A 4,627-nucleotide genomic window follows, 5' to 3' on the forward strand; every position below is an offset into this window, starting at 1 on the left:
TGCACGTCGCCCGCGACGACGCCCGCATGGCGCGCATGGCCGAGGCGCTCGGCTTCTTCGCGCCGGACGCCGAGGTGGTGCGCTTCCCCGCCTGGGACTGCCTTCCCTATGACCGCGTCGCGCCCAACCCGGCGATCGTCGCCGAGCGCATCGCGACCCTCGCGCGGCTGCTGGAGCCATCGAAGCGGCCGCGCATCGTGCTCACCACCGTCAACGCCCTGGTGCAGCGCGTGCCGCCGCGCACGATGTTCGCCGATGCGAGTCTCGCCGTCGCCGCCGGCGACGACCTGCCGGCGGAGCGGCTGACGCGCTTCCTCGAGGCCAACGGCTACGTGCGCGCCGGCACGGTGATGGAGCCGGGCGAATACGCGGCGCGCGGCGGCATCATCGACATCTTCCCGGCCGGCGAGGCCGATCCCGTCCGCATCGACCTGTTCGGCGACACCATCGAGACGCTGCGTCGCTTCGACACGGCAAGCCAGCGCAGCACCGGCACGCTCGACCGCCTCGTGCTGCGCCCGGTGTCCGAGGTGCCGCTCGACCGCGACAGCGTCGCCCGCTTCCGCACGGCCTGGCGCGAACGCTTCGGGCAGGACGCGGCGTCCGACCCGCTTTACCTGTCCGTCTCGCAGGGCATGCGCCACGCCGGCATCGAGCATTGGGTCGCGCTGTTCCACGACCGGATGGAGACCTTGCTCGACTACCTGCCGGGCGCGTCCGTCAGCCTCGATCATCAGGCGGAGGAAGTGCTCGCCCAGCGGCTCGAGATGATCGCCGATCACCATCAGGCGCGGCTCGGCATCACGCGCGACGGCGAGGTGCCGTATCGCGCGCTGCCGCCGTCGCTGCTGTATCTCGACCGCGCCGGCTGGGACGCGATGCTGGCGGGCGGCCCGCTGTTCGTCTTCAGCCCCTTTGCCATGCCGGACGGGGGCGCGGGGGTCGATGGCGGCGGGCGGCCCGGTCCGATCTACGTGCAGCGCGGCGCCGCCTCCGGTGCCACGGTCGCGGGCGGCCCGGCGGCGTTCGAACAGTTCCGCGCCGACGTCGCACGCTGGATCGCGGAGAATCGCCGCATCGTCGTCGCCGCCTGGACCCGCGGCTCGCGCGAGCGGCTGGCCAACCTGTTGCGCGAACAGGGCATACGCGACGCGGTGGGCGAGGCCGCGGCGGCCGAGGACTGGCCGGCGATCCGGCGCAAGCCGTCCGGCACCATCTCGCTCGTCACGCTCGGGCTGGAACGCGGCTTCGTCGCCGACCGGCTGGCCGTGGTGGGCGAGCAGGATCTGCTGGGCGAGCGCATCAGCCGCCCACCGCGCCGGCGCAAGCGCGCTGATCAGTTCATCGCCGAGGCGACCGAGATCGCCGAGGGCGATCTGGTGGTGCATCAGGATTACGGCATCGGCCGCTATGACGGGCTGGTGACCTTGTCGGTCGGCAACGCGCCGCATGACTGCCTGCGCCTGATCTACGACGGCGACGAGAAGCTGTTCCTGCCGGTCGAGAACATCGAGCTGCTGTCGCGCTTCGGCAGCGAGCAGGCGGGCGTCGGCCTCGACAAGCTCGGCGGCGTCGGCTGGCAGACGCGCAAGGCGCGGATGAAGAGCCGCATCCGCGACATGGCGGGCGAGCTGATCCGCATCGCCGCCGAACGCCGCCTGCGCGAGGCGCCGAGCGTGACGCCGCCGGAGGGCACGTGGGACGAGTTCTGCGCCCGCTTCCCCTTCGCCGAGACCGAGGATCAGGCGCGCGCCATCGCCGACGTGCTGGAGGATCTGGCGAGCGGGCGGCCGATGGATCGGCTGGTGTGCGGCGATGTCGGCTTCGGCAAGACGGAGGTCGCGTTGCGCGCCGCCTTCGTCGCCGCCATGTCGGGGGCACAGGTCGCGGTGGTGGTGCCGACCACGCTGCTCGCGCGCCAGCACTACCGCACCTTCGCCGCGCGCTTCGCCGGCCTGCCGATCAACGTGGCGCAGCTGTCGCGCATGGTGGCAGTCAAGGAACAGGCGGCGGTGAAAAAGGGCCTCGCCGACGGCTCGGTCAACATCGTTGTCGGCACCCACGCGCTGCTCGCCCGCGGCATCGCCTTCGCCGATCTCGGGCTGCTGATCGTCGACGAGGAGCAGCATTTCGGCGTCGCGCACAAGGAGCGTCTGAAACAGCTGCGCGCCGACGTGCACGTGCTGACGCTGACCGCGACGCCCATTCCGCGCACGCTGCAACTCGCGCTGACGGGCGTGCGCGAGATGAGCCTGATCGCGACGCCGCCGGTCGACCGGCTGGCGGTGCGCACCTTCATCATGCCGTACGACTCGGTCGTGATCCGCGAGGCGATCCAGCGCGAGCGGTTCCGCGGCGGGCAGGTGTTCTGCGTCGTGCCGCGCATCGAGGACATGGGCCGCATGGCCGAGCGGCTGGGCGAGATCGTGCCGGAGGCGCGCATCGTGCAGGCGCATGGCCGTCTCGCGCCGACCGAGCTTGAGCGCGTGATGACGGAGTTCGGCGACGGCCGCTACGACATCCTGCTGTCCACCAACATCGTGGAGAGCGGTCTCGACATGCCGGCGGTCAACACGCTGATCATCTACCGCGCCGACATGTTCGGCCTCGGGCAGCTCTATCAGCTGCGCGGCCGCGTCGGGCGCGGCAAGCAGCGCGGCTACGCCTATCTGACCTGGCCGCAGACGCATCGCCTGTCGGCGGCGGCGGAAAAGCGGCTCGACGTGATGCAGACGCTCGACAGCCTCGGCGCCGGCTTCACCCTCGCGTCGCACGACCTCGACATACGCGGCGCCGGCAACCTGCTGGGCGACGAACAGAGCGGGCATATCCGCGAGGTCGGCATCGAACTCTATCAGCAGATGCTGGAGGATGCGGTTGCCGAGGTGCGGGCCGGCGAGGGACGCCGCCGCACGGAAGACCGCGACTGGACGCCCAACATAACGCTTGGCCTGCCGGTGCTGATCCCGGAGACCTATGTGCGCGACCTGCCCGTGCGCCTCGGCCTGTACCGGCGCATCGGCGCGCTGGCCTCCGACGCCGAGGGCGAGGCGATGGCGGCGGAACTCACCGACCGTTTCGGCAAGCTGCCGGAGGAGGTCGAGAACCTGTTGCAGGTCGTCGCCTTGAAACGCATCTGCCGCGAGGTCGGCGTGGAGAAGGTCGAAGCCGGGCCGAAGGGCATGGTCATCAGCTTCCGCGGCAACGCCTTCAGCAACCCGGCCGGGCTGGTCGCGTGGCTGGGGGCGAAGGGCGGCCGCGACACCGCGATGCGCCTGCGTCCCGACCACAAGCTGTCGATCGCCCGCGAGATGAACGTGGGTGCCCGCGTGCGCACGGCGCGCGAGGTGCTGGCGACCTTGCAACGCATCGCGGGACAGGCGAAGGCGGCGTAGCGGCCCGGCCGCAACCTCATCCTGCGTTCGCGGCGATGATGCCGAAACCCGACGACATGCGGCACGGCGCTCGTTGACGCGGCGGAAGGGTTCCGTCTAGCGTCGGCGCATACGATCGTGGCGGAGCGTCCGATGCGTCTTCCGACCGTGACCGCGCTTGCGGCGTCGCTTTGCGTCCTCGCGGGCTGCGCGCCGTCGCCCGCCGAACTGGCCGCACAGGCGGCAGCGCAGCGCGCGGGCGACCAGAACCGCTGCATGGGCTTTGGCTTTCAGCCGGGCACCGATGGTTTCGCGCACTGCATGATGACCGTCGCAACCGAACGCGACGCACAGGCGGCGGCGGACCGGCGGGCGGAAGCGGCGCGGCAGGCGGATGCCCAACGTGACCGCGACGCGCGGAAAGCCGCCGCCGATGCGGCGAGCCAGGATGCCTGGGATCGCAAGACGGGGCAGGGCATCTACGCCACGTCGTCGCGGCCGCCGCAGCCCCCGCCCACGCCGTCGCCCGCGTCGGCGCCATCGACGACGCCGTCGTCGAACCCGGTGGATGCGGTGCGCGACTCCATCCAGAAAGACCTGGACAAGATGCAGAACGCGGGGACGCTGTCGCAATGAAGGCTCAGGTATCGGCCCGTGCCGGCGCGAAGCTGGCCGCGGCGGGTCTGCTCGCGCTGCTCGGCGGCTGCGCCGGGCTGCCGCACGGCAATCTCGGCATGCCGGCGACCGGCGGTGTGTCGTTCGACGGAACTGCGTTCAACGGCAAGGACTACGCCGACCCGCATCCGACGAGCGCCAGCGACGCGCAGCAGCGGGCCGCGTATCAGGCGCATCAGCAGCAGCAGATCGACGCGGCGAAGGCGAGCGCGGTGCCCGATCTCAGCCACATGACGTGCTCCGGCACCAGCACCGCTTCGTCCGGCGTCAATGCCGGCACCCTGACGTCCAGCACGAACTGCCACAACTGACGGCGCCGGTCCGGCCGGGGGGTCAGGCCCGGACCTGCTGCCACTCGGCGATCAGGGTCACGACCTGCAGCAGCAGGCTGCGCACGCGCGGCGCCCGGCCCCTCGTTGACGCTAAAGATCGTTGTTTTTCACGGGATGATACCCGTATGACTGCGAACCGCCGCAGGAGGTATCACCTGACATGTCTGTCTCCACCGTCACGTATCAATTCACCGGTACGATCGCCACCTACACCGTGCCGGTGACCGGCACCTATGACATCATCGC

The 4,627-nt window shown here is 70.9% G+C and carries 3 protein-coding genes; all 3 read left to right on the forward strand.

The window, feature by feature from the left end; genetic code table 11:
* On the forward strand, window positions 1–3,395 hold a 3,395-nt coding region (mfd, locus tag B8460_RS12425; RefSeq protein ID WP_048861919.1), incomplete at its 5' end, for a transcription-repair coupling factor.
* Between the two features lie 147 nt (window positions 3,396–3,542).
* Window positions 3,543–4,010 carry a hypothetical protein gene (locus B8460_RS12430; RefSeq protein WP_206742651.1) on the forward strand — a complete coding sequence of 156 codons (468 nt, stop codon included), beginning with the start codon at window positions 3,543–3,545 and terminating at the stop codon, window positions 4,008–4,010.
* Window positions 4,007–4,360, forward strand: a complete 354-nt coding sequence (locus B8460_RS12435; RefSeq protein ID WP_048861921.1) for a hypothetical protein — start codon at window positions 4,007–4,009, stop codon at window positions 4,358–4,360. The genes B8460_RS12430 and B8460_RS12435 overlap by 4 nt, the downstream gene beginning before the upstream one ends.
* Window positions 4,361–4,627 lie beyond the last annotated feature (267 nt).

The organism is Acidisphaera rubrifaciens HS-AP3, from assembly GCF_000964365.1.
In the GTDB taxonomy this organism is placed as follows: Bacteria; Pseudomonadota; Alphaproteobacteria; order Acetobacterales; family Acetobacteraceae; genus Acidisphaera; species Acidisphaera rubrifaciens.

Bases quoted from the DNA above. Each gene is read 5' to 3' on its own strand.
- B8460_RS12435 (WP_048861921.1), top strand. From the start codon at position 4,007: ATGAAGGCTCAGGTATCGGCCCGTGCCGGCGCGAAGCTGGCCGCGGCG.